The organism is Bradyrhizobium sp. 4, from assembly GCF_023100905.1.
Lineage (GTDB): Bacteria > Pseudomonadota > Alphaproteobacteria > Rhizobiales > Xanthobacteraceae > Bradyrhizobium.
Genome location: NZ_CP064686.1, coordinates 3,897,854 through 3,916,238, shown reverse-complemented (window position 1 = coordinate 3,916,238; position 18,385 = coordinate 3,897,854). Strand labels below are relative to the sequence as shown.

Here is an 18,385-nt window from a genome sequence, read left to right as displayed (position 1 = left end):
GGAGAGTGCGATGTCCGCTCCGATCGAACCTGAGATGGGCCCGTTTCGGAAATGGATGGGTGATCCGGCGACACCGCAAGCCTCCAACACGTCACAGAATGACCAGGCGCCGGACGCGCCGTCCGAGACCGGTCAGGTGCAGCCAGATCCGACGGAAAGTCCGTCCCAAGAGGTTAGGTTGAGTCTCATCGGAGCGAGGGCCGATCGCCGCGCGCGGTTACTGACCACCGCCGGGCTGCTCTGCGGCCTCGCGTTCTGCATCGTCGTCGCACTCGGCCTGCGCTTCTATCTCGCCGGAGCCTCGCGCGATCTGACCGCCGAGATTCCACTGGCCGAGGGCGATCGTGTCACCACTGTCGCGTGGTCGCCTGGCGATGCGGCAACGCTGCTGGCCGGCACCAGTTCCGGCCAGCTCTATCGGGTCAGGGCTTCGGGGACGCCGGAGGCAGTGCTCACCCGGGCAAAAGGCCCCATCGTGACCATCTTTCCACTTCGGGTGCGGAACTCCGATGGTGATGGCAATGCTGCGGTCCCCTCGACGGGGTCCAACCGCCGCGACGTCGGACGAGCCAACACTCTCGACGCCGATGCCCATGTGGTCTGGCTGGACCCGACGGCAGACGGAGACACGCCATTCCGTGCCGACGACGAGCCCACCTTCGCCGGTCTCGCCGCGTCCGTTGGATCACAACTCTTGCCCGTCGTCGATTTGCCTGCGGCCGTGCTGGCGCCGAACGCCGGCGGCGCGTCGAACAGGCGCAGCAAGTCCCCAACATCCAAGCAGGCCGTTCAAGCTCCGAGTCAGGCGCCTGCATTGAATGTGTTCGACATCGATGCGAGGTCCGCCGACGGCATCGTCAGTGCGGTCGGATCGGCACGCAGGCGCGATCTGTTCGATCTCGTCGCTGACGCCAGCACGGACGAAACCGTCATCATCGGGTATCGCGATGGATCGATGCGGGTGACCGACAGCTCCAGTTCCCGCCCGCTCTGGACGCTGCGCGCTAACGCGAGCGTGCCGGCCGCGAACGCCGATCCGCCGGCCGGCCGGTCGGTAGTCGCCATCGCGCCGCGATCAGGATCGCAGGCTGCCGTCACCGCGCATGCAGCTTTCGCCTGGGCCACGGCCAATGGCGACATCCGCGTCTTTCGTCGCGGCGCCGGAAGCAATCCGCCGCGCATCCAGCGTGTCGAGATGGCTGAAGGTGCCACCACCACGACGGGGCAAGCGGCGGCTCCTTCGGTGAGCCGACCGGTGCCGATCCATGCCGGACGGGACGGGCTTTCCCTGTCTGCCGACGGCGACGTGTTGATGATCTATGGCCGCGGCGGCCTCGCGCTGGCACGGCTCAGTGATGTGCCGGCCGGCGACGTGGCGCGGATCTTCCGGCGCTATCTACCGGAGGAACTCGCCGCCACGCCCGTCGAGCTGGCCAGTGGCGAAGTGGTGCGACTGCAGCAGGCGCTTGCGGCGCGTGGCTTCGATCCCGGCCCGCGCGACGGTTTGCTCGGTCCGACCACGCTGCGCGCGCTGGAGAGCTTCAAGGCCACGACCTCGCTCGGCGATGCATTGGCGCTGTGCAGCCTGCTGCTAGCCTGTCCGCAGTCCCGGGTCAGCGCGGCCGCCCTGTCCCCGTCAGGCGAGGCCTTCGCCATCGCCGGCAATGACGGTGTGATCCGGATCGTGACGCTGCCAAGGGATCTCCGGGACCTGCCGAATGCCCAATCCTTGCGGATTCGCGGTCATGGCGACGTCATCACCCGGCTTTCGATATCTCCGGACGGCCGCTACCTCGCTTCGCTCAGCGTCGACGGCCGGCTGCGTCTTATCGACCTCCCGCGCGCTCGGCAAGTCGGGCGTTGGCCGCTGCATGATCTTCCGTCCGGCCCGGATATGCCTGAGATGGCACCGATCAGACTTCCGCCGGGCTCCCCTTCGCCGGGCGCGACCGATCCGATCGTGGTGCTGAGCTCGTCGGACAGCCTGCAAGCGGCGAAGGCTGAGAGCGCGCGCGTCGCCGCCAGCGGCCTCTCCGGCCTAGGCGCTCCCGCGATCTACCAGTGGGCCAACAGCACTCGCTACAACGTCGTCCTGCCCGTTCCGGACGCGTCCACGCAATTGCGCGAGATGGTGCGCTTGCGATCGCTGCCGCGATGGTCGCGCTCGGCTTATCCCGCGCAATTGAACGAGCTGTGCCAGTCACCGGTCGCAGCGGACGGCGTCTTCCGGTGCAGCGGCAAAAAAGGTGGTGCCCGCGCGAACTAGCATTGTGAATAAGCGGCGAACTTTCACCCCCATCGGCTTCCAACATTGACCCCTGAGGGTTGGTGATTCGGGTTAGCTTCGGAGCAGTGAGCGGACCTCTATCAAGCGCGATGTAGTTCGGCGGTGACCACAACCGCTTCGAGGCGCTAGGAGGACCGCTGGTGCGGGGCAGCCTTGTGCGCGTACGGTCGACATCAAAAAATCACATCTGGGAACCTACCCGCGCTGGGCCATGTGTGGACGTATATGGACCCCGCCCGATTGCAACGACTGGCTTGATCAGGATCGACGGCCACAACTGCTGACGTATATCCGGCTTCTTGATGCGGCTGGACAACGTCTCCGCCGCGAGCCTCGATGGTTTTCGCCCGCTTCCACCTCAACGGCCCCGAGACATCGGCGCAAGCCGTGCCGGTCCACACATCAGGTTCGGGAAGCGACGGGGTGACCGTTTCGCCATCTCCTGCCATTTGTTGCAATTGCCGGTGAGACCTCCTTTCCTTGATTGCCGCTTCGCTTCAGGCCGCCTTCACCGAAAGCGCCGGCTCATAAGCCGCGCCGCCTGTGAGCATAGCCCACACGATCCGCGCGTTCTTGTTGGCAAGAGCCACGGCCGCGACATTGGGATGGCGCCGTTGCCGCATCTTGCCGAGCCATAGGCTTCGCGGATCCTGCTTGCCATTAGCACGGCTTAAAGCGGCGCGAGCTCCGTGAATCATCAGCGTCCGCAGGTATCGATCCCCCCGTTTGCTGATGCCGAACAAGCGGGCCCGCCCTCCACTGGATCGCTGCTTGGGTACCAGACCAAGCCAAGCCGCGAACTGTCGGCCGTTCTTGAAACAGCTTCTATCGCCCACGGCGGCGACCAAGGCTGTTGCTGTCACAGGTCCGACGCCTTCGATTTTGCCGAGCCGCTGGCACTGCTCACTCGTACGGAAGATTTCCCTTATCCGCCGGTCATAGGCTGCAATGCGGGTATCAAGCTCGGACAGCTCCTCTTGCAGTTCCCTCATGAGCGCTCGGAGCATCTCGCTGAGGTCGTCATTGATGTTTCCTACGATGACCGCGAGGCCACGCCGCAGCTGCGCGATGTCACGGGCAATGACAATCCCATGCTCGGACAGAAGACCGCGAATTTGATTGACGAGCCTGACTCGATCGGCGACCAGGCGCCGGCGAATGCGGTGGACGGCCTGTACCGCCAGCTGATCGGTTGATTTCGGTGGCACGAAGCGCATGGACGGACGACCGACCGCTTCGCAGATGGCTTCCGCATCGTTCTGGTCGTTTTTGTTCGACTTGACGTATGGTGTCACGAACTGAGGGCTGATTAGTCGGACCTGATGGCCAAGCTCCGTGAGCACGCGAGCCCAATAGTGTGCCCCGTTGGAAGCCTCCATGCCGACCAGGCAGGCCGGTAAATTGGCGAAAAAGCCGGCCACCGCATCGCGACGTAACCTCTTTCGCACAACGACTTTCCCGTGGTTGTCGACGCCGTGAACTTCGAAGACATACTTCGCCAGATCTAGACCTATCCGAACGACCTGCATAACATCCTCCTTCGCTGCAGTTGACGCTTGAGATTCCACCGCCGCAAGGGCGGGGTCCATACCATTGGCTCCGGGTTGGCAAGGAGAATCTCACTTGCGGCGTTGGTCGGAGCAGCCATGTGTTCGGCCTTCTTGTGCGGTACTCATGACCGCTGGCCATAATGCCCTCCGCGGATCAGGTCCCGATCAAAAGCACCATTCGAAGATGCTATGGCCCATGTGGGTTGTCCTGATCGCTGGATCGACTGGCGCTGCATTAGTGCTGTTCGCCCTTCCAACCGTTGGGTTACAGCCGGTGACCGGCCGTGATCTCGTTCACGCCGTAAGGCCGGCGGGTTCCTTATAGGGTTCGTTCCTGGCCATCATCGCCCATGCTATCCTGGCGAGCTTATTGGCGAGTGCGATGGCTGCGACCTTGGTGGGGCGGCGTGCCAACAACGCAGTGAGCCAAGGCCGATGGCTCGTGCCATGGATCTTGGCATAGCGGATCACGGCGAGTGCGCCCGCTGTGAACAGGCTGCTTAAATAGCGATCGCCTTGCTTGCTGATACGGTCAAGCTTGTCCTTGCCCCACTAGAGTTCTGCTTCGGCACGAGCCCGACCCAGGCCGAGAAGTCCCGCCCCGATCGGAAGGTTGTGGCATCGGCAACGCTTGCGACTAGCGCCGTTGCCAGTGCTGGACCGACGCCAGGGATCACATCCAGTCGCCTGCTCGTCGCGTTTGATCGATGCCAGGCAATAATGCGCTTGTCGAACTCCAGGATCTGAGCCTTCAGTACCCGCAACTGACCACCGAGAGCCGCAAGACACGCGCGGGCCACCTCCGGGACCCGGCGGTCAGCTGGATCGGCGACGACTTCCAACAGCTGTTCGACACCCCTGCGCCCGACGGGAGCAACAATCCCGAACTCGGCCAGATATGCACGGATCGAGTTGATGACAGCAGTCTGCTGGCGAATGAAGAGATGGCGTACGCGATGAAGCATCAGACAGCTCTGTTGCTCGTTCGTCTTGGTCGGCACGAACCGCATGTTGGGCCTTGTGACCGCCTCGCAAATAGCCTCCGCGTCGGTGCTGTCGTTCTTCTGCCGCTTGACGTAGGGCTTCACATAGGCCGGAGGCATCAGACGCACCGTATGCCCCAACGCCTGCAGCTCGCGAGATTAATGGTGCGATGAAGCGCAAGCCTCGATCCAACTAGACACGGCGGCAACTTCTCAAAGAAGTACAGCACGAAGCGGCGCTCGAGCTGACGGCGTATGACGGTTAGTGATTGGATTGAACAATGGCTGAATGCTGGGGCGCCTGATCAAATAGACAGGCGGCGTTGCTCTGCCGCATCTTGGACGGTGCGGATGTGCTCGGCGCGGCTGCGCTAAAGAAAAAACCCCGGACGATACCGGGGCTTTGACCTTTGATCGTGAGATCAGATCAGTACTTGGCGACGAGCGGGCCGCTCCAGTTGAAGCGATAGACCAGCGAGGTTGAGATGGTCTGGGTCCAAGGCTTGAAGGTGACCGCCTCGCCAGAGACCCGGCGGTGGCGCCAAACACGTTACCGGCAGCGAAAGTGGTCGGCAGCGAAATACGGTTGTAGAAGGTCGAGCGGTATTCGGTCTTCATGAACCAGCCAACGGAGAGGACCTTCGGAGCAAACCTCAGATCCATCGTAAGGAGCGGCTGAAAGAACTAATCGATATGCTGGATCCGCCGGTTCTCTACAGCGACCACCACGACGGGGACGGACAAGCGCTGTTCGACGCCGCGGGCCGGCTGAACTATGAGGGGATCGTGTCGAAGCGCGTCGATGCGCCGTACCGGTCAGACCGGGTAGAAGCGTGGCAGAAAATCAAAACTGTCCAGCGCGAGAAATTCCCCGTGATCAAGGCGACGATCGGCCAGTTCTTTCCCGTCTGGCGACGGCACGACGCTGGTAGCCATCGCATCGGCGTCCGTCCTGCTGTGGAGCGTCCATTTTCTTGTTCTGCGAGGCATCAAGGAGGCCGCCACGCTCAATGCGGTTGCGACCTACGCCAAAATTGTTCTCATCCTGCTTTTTATCGGCGTAGCATTCATCGTTCTCGATCTCGACCTGATGTCGCGGAATTTCTGGGGGACCGTAACCAGTGCAATTGTCGAAGAACCGATCCCCATCGGCGAGCATTCGAGAGTGGCCCCGGGTAACCGCCGTTCCAAGGCCAAGTCCAAAAGAGCGCTCTGCTGAAATCGAAGGCGTAGAGCCGACGACGCCCCCTGTCGTCGACCGAGAGAAAGTTACCCAGATGGCGGTGGTCATTGTGGAAGAACATGTCAAAGGCGTAAATCTTGGATAGCAGAGCCGAAATTCCGACCACAGGCCCCGAGAGATTCGATGCTGTCGGCGCTGTTAGGAAGGTGGTCGTCACCGTCGCATGCGCCACGCCGGCGATTCGGCGCGAGCCAAACACCGTGCTGCCGTCCTGAAGCTCGATAACACAGGGGGCTGAATCAGCCAGCCCGACAGCTTCCGCGATGTGGGTTCCAAGCCACTCGTTGGCCCGAATCGCTATCCCGGCTAGATCACCTTTGACGTAATAGAGGAAGTGGTCGTCGGCCTCGACTTCACCCAAGCTGTCGGCGCTCGGCTCGAGCTTCGGAAACTGGACCAAGGCCTTCCGGGGAAACATTCGCAGCTGCGACACCTGTGGCCCCTAGAGTGGCCCCCGGGGCGACATGTGCGTCTGAAAAGCGCCGGGAAAGCTGACTAAGTCCCTGAAATTGTTGGCTCCCCGGGCTGGATTCGAACCAGCGACCATCCGATTAACAGTCGGATGCTCTACCGCTGAGCTACCGAGGAAAAGGGCGAACCCGTCGTTCGCGCGCGGCTGCGTATAACAAAGCCGCTTGCGCTTGCAAAGGACGAATTCGCCATCTCGCACATTGCGGCGAGGAAGGGCGCTTGGCCCCTCCTCCGCCTGGCCTCAGGTCAAGTTACTCGGCGACGAACGAAGTGGTCTTGGTGCCGGAATCGTAGCGCAGCCGAAGCGCGGTGAACTTGCAGAGGTTGACGTTCTTCCAGAGCACGGTCTCGTCATAGTTCTGCCAGTCGACGCGGACGTTCCAGACGCATCCTTCGTCGTCATCGTCGAACTCGACATAAGTGCTCGCCTGGTTCTGCAAAACCTTGTCCAGCTCGTTGTCCCATTCGTCCATGCCGTCATCCGGGGCGTTGAAGCCCAGGAATTTGATCGCATAGCCGGTCTCGTTGACGACAGTGACGTTGCGCGCGTCAGCCGCGAAAGACGGCGCGGCGGCAATCGATAGACCGATCGCAATCAGTGCAGATAGAAAATACTTCATATGAAATTCCCCCGATCGAAACGGGCTTTCGGTGCCTGACGTCGATCAGCGCAGGCGCCGCGGCAACCAATGGCGTTGCCTCGAAGGATTCGTCGGAGGCGCAATCGAAAGGTTCAAGACGCGATCAATCCGCCTCCGGCGCGTTGCACGACGCGAGACGCGCAACGAGCTAATTCTTACCGATTCGAATTCTCCGCAGCAATGAACCGGCATTCATAGATCGGCGCGGCTTGCAGTCTCCGGCGCGGGCGCCGCATGCGGACGGGCAACGCAAGGTCTTGTAGCCCGGATGGAGTGAAGCGTAATCCGGGGCCCTGTATCCGCGGAACGAATTCCGGATTGCGCTTCGCTCCATCCGGGCTACGGGCTGTCGCCTCACGGTCGGCGGCAGACCAGGTCAATCTCGATCAGCGCGTCGTAGGCAAGCCCGGTGACACCGACGCAGGTGCGTGCCGGCAGGCGGTCGGGCGGAAAGAACCCGCGATAAGTCTCGTTCATTGCGGTGTAGTCTTCCTTGAAACGTGTGAGATAAATGCGTGTCACCACGACGTGTTCGAGACCGAGATCGACGCCCGCCAATACGACCTTCAAATTCTCCATCACCGCCCCCGTCTGCGCGACGATGCCGTCGGGCAACACGCCCGGTGTTTGCGGCGTGTCCGGCATCTGGCCGGTGACGAAGACAAAACCGTCGGTCTCCACCGCGTGGCTGAAGGGCGCGACCGGCTTCGGTCCGCCGCTGATCATGTGGAATTTCACTGGGGTTCCTTGTTACGGCGCTTCTTTCAAGGGAGGGCTTGTCTAGGGGAAGGTTTGAAACAGGCGCTTGCTGATGATCGCGTGCACGCCCCAATTGCCGTCGACCACCTGCGTGACGCCGAAGTCGACGGCGGCCGATATCAGCGCGATCGCCTCGTCCTCGCTGAGGCCCTTCACGTTCATCAGGAAGCGCCGCATCTTGCGGAACGCATCTTTCATGGCGAGGTCGAGCGAGGATTTTGCGTAGACCTCGCTCTGGCCCTGAGCGCCGAACTCGGCGAGGTAGTTGGGATGGCTGAATCCGGTCAGGACCCAGTCGGTCTCGGTCTCGATCAAGGGATAAGAGAGATCGGCGAAGGGCCGGCCGGCGAGATCGGCCTTCTTGTGCAGGATCACCTCGAACGTTCCGGTCATCGAGCATTCGATCGCGGTGCCGCTCAATTCGCCGTCGCCTTGCGTGGCATGGGGATCGCCGACTGACAGCAATGCGCCGGGGACGGACACCGGAAGATAGACGGTCGCCCCCTTCCCCAGGCGCCAATTGTCGAGATTGCCGCCGAAATAGGACGGCGGCACGGAGTCGATGAAATCCACCTCGCGCGGCGCCACCGCGATCACACCGAAATGGGGGCGCAAGGGAATGCGGATGCCGTCGAGCACGGCGTGGCGGCGCTTTACCGTGCCGGGCAGGACGGGAACGCCGGGATAGTCGTAAGTGGAGTGCACCACGCCAAACGGGTCGGTCTGCGGCTCCCAGCGATAGGAATACAGCGCGCGGGCGTGCGGCGCATCGGTGTCGTCGAAGATTTCGTAGATCGTCACGACCTCGCGCGGCTTCGGCCCTGACAGAAATTCGTCGTAATGATAGCCCCACCAGGCCGCGACCGAGGAGCCGAACACGCGGCCTGAATGTTTCGGATGGCGACTTGTGCGCGCCACGATGTCGAGGATCCGCACTTCCAGCACGTCGCCGGGCTGGGCGTCCTTCACCGACACCGGCCCGGTGCAGATGTGTACGCCAAAGCCTTCGCCGGCGCCGCGCCCGAATATGCTGGCATCCATCGGACCCGCGCCGCGGCGATCCACGTTCTTCCTCGCCTTGGTCCAGCCGAATACGTCTTCGGCGGCGGCATCGCCCGCGATCATCAGCTCAGGATCGTCGGAGGCGTGCTGCGTCAGGGTTTCGATGGTGATGGTATCACCCGAGGCGATCTCGAGCTGCGGCTGTAACGAGCGACTGAAATATCCCCAATGAACACGGTCGGCTTCGACCGGAAGATGATGATGCTTGCGCTCGGCCGTCCTCGGCTCATCGATGTCGGTACGGGCGAGATTGCCGCGCGCCTCGGCACTCGCCTGGTGCACGCGAAGCTGCGCCAGCGCATCCTGCGGCCAGCCGCGCTGACCGGTTATCCCATGCTGCGTCGTCGCCCGCTCCGCCTCCTGCTGGCGAAACTCGCGCGGCGGCAGTCCGAAGCGATGGCGGAAGGCGCGGCTGAAATGCGCGGAATCGCCGAAGCCATAGGCGTAGGCGATCTCCGAGATCGAACGATGCGCCTCGGACGGATTGGACAAATCGGCCCAGGCGCGCTGCAGCCGTCGCTCGCGCACGTAGTGAGTAAAGTTGTCGCCGACCGTCTCGAACAGCTTTTGCAGATAGCGCTCGGAGATTCCTTCGGCCTGCGCGACGCGCGCGGGCACCAGCTCGGGATCGTCGAGGCGGCGTTCGATGCTCTGGCAGATCCGGTGCAGGAGTGCCGACTGCGTCGCGCTCGATCCGGCGTCGGACGTCGAAGCCGCCAATTGATGGGCGAGTGTCAGCAGGAGATCGACGAGCGACTGCGTGACCGCATTCCATTCGGCATCGCTCAGGGTGTCGAGCGTGCGCGCGGTCGCGTCCATCAAGCGCGCGAAGACGTCGGCAAAGCCGCTGGGCGGAACGACCCTGGGTTCGCCGAGCCGCGGCCTGGCCGAGAGGCGGCCGTGCAGCGCGTCCGACGTCACCGACAGCACGATGGCGCGCATGTCGCGCTGGAACACGATACTCCAGTCCCCGCTCCGCGGCAGCAGCACGAGATGGCCCACCGGAACGATGCGATGGCCGCCGGCACTGTTGAGCACCATGCCGTCTTCGACCGGCATCAGCGCAATCGGCAGGTCTTCGTTGGCCTGCGAACGCGGACCAATGGTCTGGGCGCCGGCCGCCATGCGCGTCAGCGCAACGCCTGCGGCGTGGCGATGTGACGCCGTTGCGTGCCCATCCAGGAAGGAATGGCCTGCCGCCGGCTGCAGGCCGACCGCGGCGAGCACGTCCCGCCAGGCTTCGGGCCGGTCGTCTTGCGCGTAGGACTCGCTCGTGAAGGGACGGAAGCTCATCGGATCGACCCAGATTGCAGTGGATCGAAGCAACCTCTGTGCCAGACGCAATTGGTCATCCGTCGCAGCGACGGGCCGCAAATGACGGTCTTTGGTCACGTCCTCGTCCCGGAAACGGATTACCTCTCAAAGCATTAGTCACATCGGAAGATGTTCTTGCGGATCGTGCCGTGAACGCCCCAATTGGCGTCGACCACCTGGGTGACGCCGAAATCGGCGCCGACCGATAGCAGCGAAATCGCCTCGTCCTCGCTGAGGCCCTGCACGGTCATCAGGAAACGGCGCAGTTTTCTGAACGCGTCGCGCATCGCACGGTCGAGACTCGAGTGATTGGCAATTTCGGTTTGTGCGTCGACGCCGAGCGCGGCAAGGTAGTTCGGATAGGTGAAGCCGTAGAATGACCAGGCCTGATCAGTCTCCAGCATCGGATGGTCGAGACCTTCGAGGCTGGTGCCGGCGAGATCGGCTTTCTTGTGCAGAACGAACTCGAAATCGCCGGTCAGCGAGGTCTCAATCGCGGTGCCGCCAAGCTCGCTGTCGCCTTGGGCTGCATGGGGATCCCCGACCGAGAAATAGGCGCCGGGGACCGCGACCGGATAGAACATCCGCGCCCCCTTGCCGATGCGCCAGTCGTCGATGTTGCCGCCGGTATAGCTCGGCGGGATCGAGCTGACGAAATCGGCCTCCGACGGTGCGAGCCCCATGGTGCCGAAATGCAGCCGTGCCGGCACCTTGACGCTCGCGAGAATGTTCTCCCGCTTCGTGATGGTGGCGTGATCGACGCGCACGCCGGGATAATCGATGGTCGGATGCACGATGCCGTCAGGATCGGTCTGCGGCGTCCAAACATAGTTGTAGACCGCCTTGGCGCAGGGCTCGCCGGAGGTGTCGAGCTCGAAGATGGTGACGACCTCGCGCGGCTTCGGCTCCTCGATCAGATCGTGATAGTGAAACCCCCAATTCGCGGCGACGTTGGAGCCGAAGCAGCGCCCGGCATGACAGGCGCTGCAGCTCGGCCGCGGCCTGATATCGAGGATGCGCACTTCGAGGATATCGCCGGGCTCGGCGCCATCGATCGCGACGGGACCGGTGAGGAGATGCACGCCGATCCCCTCGCCTGCGCCACGAATGAATGGGCCTTCGACAGGACCCGAGCCGCGCCGCGCGACTGCCTTGTGCTCGCGCGTCCACTGGAACACGCTCTCGGCGCCGGGATCGCCCTGGATCATGCGCTCGTAATCGTCGTTGGCGTGGTGGGTCAGCGTCTCGATAGTGGCGCGATCGCCCGAGCACAGCGTCAGGGCCGGCGCGACCTTCTTGGAGAAATAGCCCCAGTGGACGGTTTTCGGCGAAACCGGCAGCGTGAAATGCTTCATGAGGTGGCCTCTTCTGAAAACGCGGTCTTGAACGTTGCGGGTGCGGCTCTCATCGCACCGCCTCCGGAGTCTTGTCGGTTTCCATCACGCTGAGGAAACGCGCAGTCAGCGGATTGCGGGGGCTGGAGAGAACCTCATGCGCGGGCCCCTCCTCGATGATCGTGCCGCCGCTCAGGAAAGCGACACGGTCGGCGACCTCGTCCGCGAAGCGGACCTGGTGCGTCGAGATGATCATGGTGAGGCCATCATCGATGGCGAGCCGCCGGATCACCTCCAGGACCTCGCTGACGAGCTCGGGATCGAGCGCCGAGGTCGGCTCGTCCAGGAGCAGCACGCTGGGGTTCGGTGCGAGCGCTCGGGCGATCGCGACGCGCTGCTGCTGACCGCCGGAGAGATGCCGCGGCAGCGCGTCGGCGCGGTGCGACAGCCCGACCCGGTCGAGCAGCTCGGCGGCGCGGCGATCGGCATCGATGCGGGTCATGCCGTGCACCCAGCGCAAGGGACCGGCAATGTTCTCCTTCGCCGAGAGATGGGCGAACAGGTTGAATTGCTGGAACACCATCCCGACGCCCACGCTTGCCCGCTCATTGGCGATCGCGCGGGGCGGCAGCAGCTTGCCGTTGTCGTCGAAACCGAGACGGCGTCCCCCGACGCGCACGGTGCCCCCGTCCCAGCTTTCGAGATGATTGATGCAGCGGAGCAGCGTGCTCTTGCCGGAGCCGCTGGGCCCGAGCAGTGCGACGACCTCGCCGACACGCACCGTAAAATCGAGGCCGCCAAGCACCTTTTGCGTGCCGTAGCTCTTGGTGAGGTCCCTGGTCTCGACCGCGATGTTGTTTCGAGAGATCGTTGCCGCACGCCGGGTGCGCTCCTCGCGGGTCAGCGCCCGCGGGGGCGTGTCGGTGAGCTCTGCCTGTGCGGACACCGGGACGTCGACGGTCGCTGCGGCAAGTTCGAGCTTGGTGGCGAGATCGACGCGGCGCCAGGGCAGATAATCGGCGAGCTTGCGCTGGCGACCTTTGGCGCGGTCGAGATCGAGCAGCCATTCGACAAAAAGCTGGATGATGCTGATGGCAAAGGTCAGCACGAGATACAGCAAGCCCGAGGCGAAGAAGATCGAGAAGAAGTCGAAGGTCGAGGACGCAAGCTGGGTCGAGCGCAAGGTCAGCTCCTGGACCGCGACCACGGAGGCGAGCGACGAATTCTTCAGCGCACTCACGGCCTCGTTGCCGAAGGCCGGGATCATGGTGCGGATCGCCTGGGGCGCGATCACCCGCCACATCAGGATCCGCGGCGTCATGCCGAGCGCCTGGCCCGCCGTCACCTGCCCGCGATCGACGCCGAGCACGCCGGCACGCAGCATCTCGGCGATGAAGGGCGCCTCGTTGCAGGCCAGCGCAAGGCCGGCGGCCAGCACCGCCGGCAGCTTGATGCCGATATGCGGCAACGCGTCGTAGGCGAACACCATTTGCAGGATCAGCGGCGTGCCGCGGAAGATCACGGTGTAGGCCCTGGCGATCGCCGCCAGCAGCCAGAAGCGGGAGAGCTGCATGCCGGCGAGGATCAATCCGAGGATCAATCCTCCGCCGAGCCCGAGGGCAGTCACCTCGAGGGTGAGCTCGATGCCCTCGAGCAGATACGGCATGCTCAGGTAATGGAGGAACAGCGACATCAGTCGGCCGTCAGAATGTCAGGCTCCTTGAAGTTGTTCACGTCGAGCCCATGCTTCTTCAGAAGCTCCATATGCGTTCCGGCCTTCTGCACCTCGATCAGGGCTGCGAGCACGGCGTCGCGGAATTTCGGCTTGTCCTTCGGAACGGCGATGCCGACGGAATATGGGATCGTCACCGCGGTCGCCTTCTCCAGCTTGTCCGGATAGGCTTTGACCGCGCTGTCGACGGTGTTGACGTCGTTGACATAGGTGTCGGCACGACCGGCGAGGATCGCCTGGATGCAGTTGGCGTTGTTGTCGTAGAGCTGGACGGTCGGCTCGGCCTTGCCGGCCTTCTTGCACTCGGGCATCAGCGCCTGGATCAGGGGCACCTCGACATAACCGGTGTTTTCTGCGGCAGCGGCGCCGCACATCGACATGTTGATGCCGTTGATGCCCTTCGGATTGCCCTTGGCCACCAGTACGCCGTCGAACACTTTCGAATAGGTGATGAAGTCGGCGGCCTTGGCGCGCTCCTTGGTGGCGTAGATATCGGAAATGACGATGTCGGCTTGTCCCGCGGCCAGCGTGGTCAGGAGCGCCGCGAACGTCACCGGCTTGTAGGTCAGCTTGAAGCCGAGGCATTCACCGACGGCTTCGCCGAGATCGATGTCGAAGCCGATATATTTGCTCGGATCCTTCGGATCGATGGTCTCATAGCCCGGCGTGTGCGGGTTGATGGCGTTGACGAGGGTCTTGCCCTTCCAGTCCGGATATTTGTCCTGGAGCGCGGCGCAGGCCGCAGGCGCCGCAGCCTGCGCGCTCAGGGGCGCGGCTGCCAGCGCGCCGAAAGTGACCGCGGCGCCGACCGCGGCCTTGCGCCAAGACAGCGATGCACGCGCGTTCCCCCGCGCCTGGGGCAATACCGGTCTCTCCATCTCCAGCTCCTTCGAATTGTCATGGCAATGGCCATGTTCCAGATCTCGGAAGCGAGCCTAGGAGGAGAGCGGACCGGAAAGCTTGTCCGCGGGCGTACAAAAAATTGGATGGAGGGAGCCCGCCATTTGGGCAGGCGGCTGCACAAAAACTGTTCGTGAATGCGGACGCCGCAGCGCGCAATTCCGAATTCGGGGAAACCACATGATCGTGCGCGACGCCGCGATCTGCACGATCAGGGAATCATGCGGTGAGGTCATTTGACAGAGATATGACAATCGAAGGACGCATCTGTGGGCGGCATCCGAAGCACATCTTCGCTGTTCCACAGCCTGTCCGCAGCATACCCACAGGTATATCCACAGGCCGACTATGCCGGATTCGCGAGCCCGCGCTAGCCACTTGCTGCGCACAGGCCCACAGGGCCGGTATGTTAGCCGCCGGCCTGATCGAACACGGTGCGGCAAGCCTCACTCAAGCTTGGCCTATTGCGGCGCAGGCAGGCTGTGATGGCGCGAACGTTGGGGATTTCGCCGGCACAGAGCCGGTAGACGTCGGGGGTACAGGCCCGGCGCTGCTCGGGCGTTCCCTGCTGCGCATGGGCGGCGGAGGCAAACAGCGTCAGGAACAGCCCGACCGTCGAGGCGCGACGCGCCCGGCTTTTCACACCCGCAAACCGCAAGAACCTCGCCTTCATGACCAGTCTCCCGTTCTGCCCTGCCCGCCGGCCTGTGTTGGCTGGTGTACGAACGGGTAGGAGAAATAAACAGCCGAAGATGTGACCTCCTTCACACTGCGGGCATCCGGTAGGAACCTAAGTTTCCCAACGGGATTTCATCAATCGCTAACCAATCGGGACCCGATTGGCCGATCGTTAAAATGCGAACGATCGGCTCAATCGGGAAACAAGCCGGCTTTGCGACATTGCGCCATCCGGTCCGGAGGGTGTGATGAGCGAAGCCGAATTCAACTTGCTGCTGGATGCCGTCCAGGACGCCATAGTCCATGACGATCTGGCGGTCGTGCCGGGGGAGGATTTCGTGCCGCGCTCGTGGACCTATTACGCGAAGCCCAAAGCCGCCAATGACAACGAGGGCGCATGGCCCCTGCTGCCGTTTCCCGACGGCTGGTACGCGGCCTGCTAAGGCCAATTTCACCGTGAGCCGATGCGCCCGCGCTCTGCGGGCGTTTTGCTATGGGCCCTACGCCGCGAGATTCGGCATGCCCCCGATCAGGTCTTGACGCGCTCTCCGCCGTCCTGCGGCGTCTGGTCGGGTGCGGCCGGCGGAAAGATGCCGTCATAGATCGCGCGGGCCTCGCGAATGAGGCGAGCCCGCTCCAGCTCGGATTTCGGGACAAATCGGACGATTTCGCTCACGTGCTCTCCAGCGCTCGATCGTTGGGATGCATGACTTCGCAGATGCGAAGACTATGCCAGCAGGCTGAATGACGGGTTTCCGCCGGGCCCCGGGCAAACCCGGTGTGCGCGGCCAGCATGCATCGCTCGCGCGGGCCCATAGCAGGCGCGACCCGATCGAATATTGCTGAAATATCAGGAGGTTGTGATGGAGGCCACGTCGGGACTCGAACCCGAGTAAACGGTTTTGCAGACCGGCGCGTAACCACTCCGCCACGTGGCCCCAACGAGGGCGGAGCAATATAGGGGATCACGGGTTTAGGCAACCCCGACCGGGCAGCTACGCCTTCGCGCCGCCGAGATATTGGCCGAGAATCTCATCGGTTGCGCCGGCCGCCACGATCCGCCCCTCCTCCAGCAGGATCGCGCGGTTGCAGGTGCTCTTGATCAGCGCGACGTCGTGCGAGGCGAGCACCAGAATGCCGGCGCGCACGATGATCTCGTCGAGCCTCTGCCGCGCCTTCTTGCGGAACTGCTGGTCGCCGACGCCGATCCATTCGTCGAGCAACACGATCTCGCCCTCGACGGCGGTTGCGACCGCAAAGATCAGGCGCAGCATCATGCCGCTGGAATAGGTGCGCAGCGGCAGGTCGAGCCGGTCGCCGAGCTCGGTGAATTCGGCGATCTCCGCGCGCCGGGCATCGATCTCGGAGCGCCGTGCGCCGATCACGAGCCCGCGCCGCATGATGTTCTCGTAGCCGGTCGCTTCCTCGTCGAACCCGGCCGAGAGATCGAACAGCGGCTGGCAGCGGCCCAGCACGTCCACGCTGCCGGACGTCGGATGGTAGATGCCGGCGAGCACCCGAAGCAGCGTGGTCTTGCCGGCGCCATTGGCGCCGATGATGGCGACGCGGTCGCCGGCACGGATATCGAGGCTGACGTCGTTCAACGCCGAGACGATGTGCGGGACCGCTGTGTTCCGCCGCAGCGTCACGGCGCTGACGAACCGGCTGCGCAGCGAGCGGTCGCGGAACGACAGCACCGGAAACCTCACCGAGACGTTGCGAAGCGCGATATGAGCTGCGGGGGTCATATCTCGCGCCTCACAGCCAATACGCCACGCGATGGCGGTATTTCGCGTAGCAGCCGAGGCCGATGACGGCCACGACGGCCGCATAGATGATCCCGAGCAGCCACTGCTCCGCATCGGTCGGCTGCGACAGCAGCGGCCTGCGGACTAGATCGAGCAGCGTTGCAAACGGATTGGCGCGGATCAGCCAATAAAACGCGGTGCCGCGCACGGTGTCCTCGGTCCAGATGATCGGCGTCAGGAAGAATACGAATTGCAGGCCGCTGACGATCGCCGAGCCGATGTCACGAAACCGCGCGCAGAGCATGCCGAGCGCAACCGAGCCGCCGAGCAGCACGACGAGCAGGATCGCAATGCCCGGCACCGCGAGCAGCATGCTCGCATGCAGCGGCCACGGCGTCACGAGATAGAGCAGGACGACGATCACCAGATGATGCGCAAAGATGAGGACGTTGCGCGCCATCATCTGGAGCACATGCACGATCAGCGGCGCCGGCACGGCCTTGATCAAATGGCCTGAAGCCACGAAGATGTTGGAACCTTCCTGCAGCGTCGTCGCGATCAGCGTCCAGACAATCAGGCCGACAGCGAAGGTCGGCAGAAAGCTCGCGATGTCCTGCCTGAACAGTGCCGCATAGACCGTGCCGACGCTGGCAATGGTCGCAGCGAGCGTCAGCGTAATCCAGAGCGGGCCGATCACAGTGCGCCGGTAGCGCAGCGAAATGTCCATCAGGGCAAGCGTGCCCCAACGATCGAACCGCGCCGCCTGGGCAAGGATCTCCTTGGCTGCAAGCTGAATGCGACGGCCCTTTCCGCTTCCGGCGTTCCGATGGTGCCACAGGATAGCAGATCGCGGCCTGTTGGCCGATGGTCTCTATTCGCCCGCCTCTCGCGGGACAATCGGCCGTACGGATGATCCGGACCGGACTCAGGCTCGCTTGCCCCGCCGCACACCGCGCCGGCGGTCCTTGACCGGCGGCTTTGGCGCCAATTCGGGCATCTCGGTCTGAACCTCGCGGTAGCGGGTTAACATCCGTTCGAAACAGGCATTCAGCGTCTCGGCGATGTCCGGGCGCTTCTCCAGAACGGAGAGGATCGTCGCTGCGGCCTCGATGGTCGACAGTCCGTCCTTCCGAGGCTCCTTGCGCAGGCGCCCGTAGCGCGATGGCGCGGCCGGATTGAGGATGACGCGCTGGCATTTCAGCATCCAGGGATTGCGCCACCACAGGGCCTTGGCTTGGCTCCAGGTGCCGTCGAGCAGCACCACACCTTCGAGCTTGCCGAGGCGCGCGCGCTGGTTGTCCGCGACCTCGCCCTTGCGGTTGAGGGCCAGGATTTCGCCCTCGGCCTCGAGATCGGCGGCGTGCGCGGAGCCGAGATAGAGCACGGCCCAGTGCGAGGCGTTCTCGATCGGCTGCCCCAGCGCCTTGGACAGGCTCGGCCAGGACAAGCCGACCCGCAGCGTGGCACCGGCGAAATGCTTCGCAAGCAGCCGGGCGGTGCCGAGCGCCCTGTCCTGCTCCTGCGGATGCTGAAGGATCAGGAGTCCAAGGCGGTTTTTGAGCGGCGTGACGCTGTCGCAGATGCACAGCGGCATCGGCTTTTGGCAGTGCGGGCATTCGGGGATCGGATCGGCCGGCGCGGCGGCGGTGGGGTGCGACATGGTCGCCGCTATACGCTTTGCAG

The 18,385-nt window shown here is 63.6% G+C and carries 15 protein-coding genes, 2 tRNA genes and 2 pseudogenes; 3 read left to right on the top strand and 16 right to left on the bottom strand.

Going from position 1 to position 18,385, the window contains the following annotated elements; genetic code table 11:
- Positions 1-10: 10 nt before the first annotated feature.
- Positions 11-2,266 carry a hypothetical protein gene (locus tag IVB45_RS18255; RefSeq protein ID WP_247807519.1) on the top strand — a complete coding sequence of 752 codons (2,256 nt, stop codon included), beginning with the start codon at positions 11-13 and terminating at the stop codon, positions 2,264-2,266.
- A gap of 518 nt (positions 2,267-2,784) precedes the next feature.
- Here the strand turns inward: IVB45_RS18255 and IVB45_RS18250 are convergent.
- Positions 2,785-3,816, bottom strand: coding sequence for an IS110 family transposase (locus IVB45_RS18250; RefSeq protein ID WP_247296495.1), 1,032 nt, complete (start codon positions 3,814-3,816; stop codon positions 2,785-2,787).
- A 315-nt stretch (positions 3,817-4,131) separates the two neighbouring features.
- A pseudogene (locus IVB45_RS18245) lies at positions 4,132-5,095 on the bottom strand (IS110 family transposase).
- Positions 5,096-5,745: 650 nt separating this feature from the next.
- On the opposite strand from IVB45_RS18245, the pseudogene IVB45_RS18235 reads away from it, so the two are divergent.
- A pseudogene (locus IVB45_RS18235) lies at positions 5,746-5,880 on the top strand (hypothetical protein); the annotation flags it as partial.
- A 7-nt stretch (positions 5,881-5,887) separates the two neighbouring features.
- Here the strand turns inward: IVB45_RS18235 and IVB45_RS18230 are convergent.
- From IVB45_RS18230 to IVB45_RS18190, 9 genes are all read right to left on the bottom strand, one after another.
- The gene (locus tag IVB45_RS18230; RefSeq protein WP_247501293.1) at positions 5,888-6,496 is read right to left on the bottom strand and encodes a HipA family kinase; all 609 of its coding nucleotides are present in this window, start codon (positions 6,494-6,496) and stop codon (positions 5,888-5,890) included.
- Positions 6,497-6,576: 80 nt separating this feature from the next.
- Positions 6,577-6,651, bottom strand: a tRNA-Asn gene (locus IVB45_RS18225).
- A 134-nt stretch (positions 6,652-6,785) separates the two neighbouring features.
- Complete coding sequence (locus tag IVB45_RS18220) at positions 6,786-7,154, bottom strand: hypothetical protein (protein WP_007591185.1); 369 nt, start codon at positions 7,152-7,154, stop codon at positions 6,786-6,788.
- Positions 7,155-7,529: 375 nt separating this feature from the next.
- A complete protein-coding gene (locus IVB45_RS18215) occupies positions 7,530-7,913 on the bottom strand; it encodes a RidA family protein (protein ID WP_247360900.1) in 384 nt (127 codons plus the stop codon).
- Positions 7,914-7,955: 42 nt separating this feature from the next.
- The gene (locus IVB45_RS18210; RefSeq protein ID WP_247360902.1) at positions 7,956-10,289 is read right to left on the bottom strand and encodes an acetamidase/formamidase family protein; all 2,334 of its coding nucleotides are present in this window, start codon (positions 10,287-10,289) and stop codon (positions 7,956-7,958) included.
- 134 nt (positions 10,290-10,423) lie between these two features.
- Positions 10,424-11,665, bottom strand: a complete 1,242-nt coding sequence (locus IVB45_RS18205; protein WP_247360904.1) for an acetamidase/formamidase family protein — start codon at positions 11,663-11,665, stop codon at positions 10,424-10,426.
- A gap of 49 nt (positions 11,666-11,714) precedes the next feature.
- The gene (locus tag IVB45_RS18200; RefSeq protein WP_247360906.1) at positions 11,715-13,337 is read right to left on the bottom strand and encodes an amino acid ABC transporter permease/ATP-binding protein; all 1,623 of its coding nucleotides are present in this window, start codon (positions 13,335-13,337) and stop codon (positions 11,715-11,717) included.
- The gene (locus IVB45_RS18195; RefSeq protein WP_247360908.1) at positions 13,337-14,254 is read right to left on the bottom strand and encodes an ABC transporter substrate-binding protein; all 918 of its coding nucleotides are present in this window, start codon (positions 14,252-14,254) and stop codon (positions 13,337-13,339) included. Before IVB45_RS18195 ends, IVB45_RS18200 begins: the two co-directional genes overlap by 1 nt.
- Before the next feature lie 431 nt (positions 14,255-14,685).
- Positions 14,686-14,949, bottom strand: a complete 264-nt coding sequence (locus tag IVB45_RS18190) for a hypothetical protein (RefSeq protein ID WP_247286100.1) — start codon at positions 14,947-14,949, stop codon at positions 14,686-14,688.
- Between the two features lie 253 nt (positions 14,950-15,202).
- Here IVB45_RS18190 and IVB45_RS18185 point away from each other — a divergent pair, with 253 nt between their 5' ends.
- On the top strand, positions 15,203-15,397 hold the full coding sequence (locus IVB45_RS18185; protein WP_027566897.1) for a hypothetical protein: 195 nt from the start codon (positions 15,203-15,205) through the stop codon (positions 15,395-15,397).
- 86 nt (positions 15,398-15,483) lie between these two features.
- Here IVB45_RS18185 and IVB45_RS18180 read toward each other — a convergent pair whose 3' ends face one another.
- The 5 genes from IVB45_RS18180 to IVB45_RS18160 form a co-directional block, all read right to left on the bottom strand.
- Entirely contained in the window at positions 15,484-15,630 is a 147-nt protein-coding gene (locus IVB45_RS18180) for a hypothetical protein (RefSeq protein ID WP_247360910.1), read from the bottom strand.
- A gap of 188 nt (positions 15,631-15,818) precedes the next feature.
- Positions 15,819-15,892, bottom strand: a tRNA-Cys gene (locus IVB45_RS18175).
- A 57-nt stretch (positions 15,893-15,949) separates the two neighbouring features.
- Complete coding sequence (locus tag IVB45_RS18170; protein ID WP_247360912.1) at positions 15,950-16,702, bottom strand: ABC transporter ATP-binding protein; 753 nt, start codon at positions 16,700-16,702, stop codon at positions 15,950-15,952.
- Positions 16,703-16,712: 10 nt separating this feature from the next.
- Positions 16,713-17,429 carry an ABC transporter permease gene (locus IVB45_RS18165; protein WP_247360914.1) on the bottom strand — a complete coding sequence of 239 codons (717 nt, stop codon included), beginning with the start codon at positions 17,427-17,429 and terminating at the stop codon, positions 16,713-16,715.
- Between the two features lie 198 nt (positions 17,430-17,627).
- Entirely contained in the window at positions 17,628-18,362 is a 735-nt protein-coding gene (locus IVB45_RS18160) for a tRNA-uridine aminocarboxypropyltransferase (RefSeq protein WP_027566894.1), read from the bottom strand.
- Positions 18,363-18,385 lie beyond the last annotated feature (23 nt).

Excerpts from the sequence above, each read along its gene's own strand:
- IVB45_RS18170 (WP_247360912.1), bottom strand. The coding sequence starts at position 16,702 with ATGACCCCCGCAGCTCATATCGCGCTTCGCAACGTCTCGGTGAGGTTT.
- IVB45_RS18200 (WP_247360906.1), bottom strand. The coding sequence starts at position 13,337 with ATGTCGCTGTTCCTCCATTACCTGAGCATGCCGTATCTGCTCGAGGGC.
- IVB45_RS18255 (WP_247807519.1), top strand. The coding sequence starts at position 11 with ATGTCCGCTCCGATCGAACCTGAGATGGGCCCGTTTCGGAAATGGATG.
- IVB45_RS18185 (WP_027566897.1), top strand. The coding sequence starts at position 15,203 with ATGAGCGAAGCCGAATTCAACTTGCTGCTGGATGCCGTCCAGGACGCC.
- IVB45_RS18160 (WP_027566894.1), bottom strand. The coding sequence starts at position 18,362 with ATGTCGCACCCCACCGCCGCCGCGCCGGCCGATCCGATCCCCGAATGC.
- IVB45_RS18195 (WP_247360908.1), bottom strand. The coding sequence starts at position 14,254 with ATGGAGAGACCGGTATTGCCCCAGGCGCGGGGGAACGCGCGTGCATCG.
- IVB45_RS18205 (WP_247360904.1), bottom strand. The coding sequence starts at position 11,665 with ATGAAGCATTTCACGCTGCCGGTTTCGCCGAAAACCGTCCACTGGGGC.
- IVB45_RS18250 (WP_247296495.1), bottom strand. The coding sequence starts at position 3,816 with ATGCAGGTCGTTCGGATAGGTCTAGATCTGGCGAAGTATGTCTTCGAA.
- IVB45_RS18165 (WP_247360914.1), bottom strand. The coding sequence starts at position 17,429 with ATGGACATTTCGCTGCGCTACCGGCGCACTGTGATCGGCCCGCTCTGG.
- IVB45_RS18210 (WP_247360902.1), bottom strand. The coding sequence starts at position 10,289 with ATGAGCTTCCGTCCCTTCACGAGCGAGTCCTACGCGCAAGACGACCGG.
- IVB45_RS18190 (WP_247286100.1), bottom strand. The coding sequence starts at position 14,949 with ATGAAGGCGAGGTTCTTGCGGTTTGCGGGTGTGAAAAGCCGGGCGCGT.
- IVB45_RS18220 (WP_007591185.1), bottom strand. The coding sequence starts at position 7,154 with ATGAAGTATTTTCTATCTGCACTGATTGCGATCGGTCTATCGATTGCC.